At 40.2% G+C, this 2,213-nt stretch carries 3 protein-coding genes; all 3 read right to left on the reverse strand.

The window, feature by feature from the left end:
* Positions 1-56: 56 nt before the first annotated feature.
* Complete coding sequence (locus tag CSV69_RS16390; RefSeq protein WP_099693991.1) at positions 57-281, reverse strand: hypothetical protein; 225 nt, start codon at positions 279-281, stop codon at positions 57-59.
* A gap of 166 nt (positions 282-447) precedes the next feature.
* Positions 448-1,164 (reverse strand): response regulator, encoded by a 717-nt coding sequence (locus CSV69_RS16395; protein WP_085426873.1) that lies wholly within the window; start codon positions 1,162-1,164, stop codon positions 448-450.
* Positions 1,164-2,093 (reverse strand): ATP-binding protein, encoded by a 930-nt coding sequence (locus CSV69_RS16400; protein ID WP_158232711.1) that lies wholly within the window; start codon positions 2,091-2,093, stop codon positions 1,164-1,166. Before CSV69_RS16400 ends, CSV69_RS16395 begins: the two co-directional genes overlap by 1 nt.
* Between the last annotated feature and the right edge of the window lie 120 nt (positions 2,094-2,213).

The following is a 2,213-nucleotide window of genomic DNA, read 5'->3' on the forward strand; positions in this document are numbered from 1 at the left end:
TTACGACACGAGAGCGTCGTTTATTTAGCGTGCTTACAAAGATCTTACCCTTTTAATCAAGCTAGTAAACCATGGATAGTGCATGGGATGCGGGTTATAAATTTACTATCAATTCTTAAGTTGACAGCTATGGGTTGGGGCGAAGCCTGTTGCCCACCTACTTGTACGTGATCTTGTGCGGTCGTTAGTTTTTTCTTATGTGAAAAGAAATTCAATAAATCTTTCGCCTGATTATGTGAACGCCATAATCTTTGCCAAGTAGTTGATGCCATTTCCTTCATTGTTATCCCTCCGAAAACGCTTTCTTCATAGAAAACTATAAGTGAGATAATTCAGGAAATATACGTTGCGTAACTAAGTAAATACTTTTGTAACTAAAAAAAGCAACACGAGCAACAGCGAACTTCTCGCTACATTGCTCGGATGCTTAGTCATGAAACAGAAATATTATTCACGTAGGAGTGATTGAAGGATATACACTTTTTCAAGTCGCAGTCGGTAGTTCGTTAGCGGACGACCTGTTTCCTGATACACTACATCGGTATCGATTAGTTTATGTGCCACTAGATAATGTAAATACTTTCGTGTCGATACGCTCGAAACCCCAATATCGTCTGCGAGCTCCGCTGTAGAAAATGTACTTCCTTGCCATGCGATAATTTTCTTGGCGATACGAGTGAATGTCGTTTTCGTCAGACCTTTCGGCAATTCAAATAGGTCACTGTTTATTCGATCTGAAGCATGAAGCAAATTATCAATTTCATCCTGGCTAATTTCGTCATGCTGATTCATCAAATAAAATTGCTTTTTAAACTGCAGCAAGGCATTCTGAAACCGTTCAAAAGTAAATGGCTTGATCAAGTAGTCAACGGCTCCATAGCGAAGCGCCTGTTGTACAGAGTCTTTATCATTAGCTGCTGTGATCAAAATCACATCTACCGAGTCGCCTTCTTTCCGAAGTTCCGTTAATAAATCGAGTCCAGTCGGTCCTTTCATATAGACATCCAGTAAAATGAGATCCACTGGCGAAGACTCCAAGAACGTCCGACCTTCGGCTACATTTTTCGCAAAGCCTGCTATTGTAAAGCCTGGAATGCTTTCTAAATAAATCCCATTAAATTTCGCTACCATAGGATCATCTTCAATTATTAACACTCGAATCATCATTCTTCACCTGTATATGGCACACGAACCGTAAATTCTGTCCCATTCCCTTTCGTAGAAGATACCGTCCACTCGCCGTTTAATTCATCCAATGCGATTTTAGCTAAATACAATCCATATCCATGCCCTTCTCCTTTGGACGAGATTCCCTGTTCAAATACTTCTTCTATATTTTCTAAAAGGATCCCCGGCCCATTATCTCGTACGCTGAATTGTAATTGTGACGCTACGTAATCCAGAGTCAATTGAACCTCACCGTCGACTTGTTCACTTACCGCGTCGCAAGCGTTGTCGAGTAAATTCCCTAGTATAGTGATGATCTTGTCCATATGCTCCATCTTTTGTAACGGAGGCAGCGGATGATTTCCATCTAACTTGATAAGTATGCCTGACTCGCGTGATTCACTTAATTTGCTCATTAAATAGCCCGCGATGACAGGATCTTTAACAAGTCTTGATACGACACCTGTTTCCTTTTGGTACGCATCTGAAATATAAGACGTATACTCTTTTAACTCATCATAGGATTTCGTATGAACCATCGCCATAATGACATGAAGTTTATTCATGAATTCATGTGTTTGATGTCTTAATGTTTCCGCATATACTCTAGCGCCCGTTAGTTGTTCCACTAGAGAAGTGAGTTCGGATTTATCACGGAATATAGCAAGTGCACCGACTAACTGATCATTGGAAATGACAGGTACTTGCGTCACTACGACATCTAATCCATTTAATTTCAGTTCTTGATCATACTGGGGCTTTTTATCTTCAAGCATCTGCTGCAGAGGAAGTGACGGAACAAATGATTGAATCGACTTTCCAAGAGGATTGCCTTCTACACCCGCCGAACGGAAAAGTGTAATAGCCGCTTGATTCACTAACACAATTTCTGCTTGATCATTAATCGCAATAATCGTAAGCGTCAAATAGTGAACACATATTAATAGAAGAAGATTCGTGAGATACTCCTCCCATAGAACACATTTTGGGAGGTATTTATTTGAAAAGAAAAGAGAAAGAAGCATACTGGTCTGCGAAGATCGATG

The organism is Sporosarcina sp. P26b, from assembly GCF_002743245.1.
GTDB lineage: Bacteria > Bacillota > Bacilli > Bacillales_A > Planococcaceae > Sporosarcina > Sporosarcina ureae_C.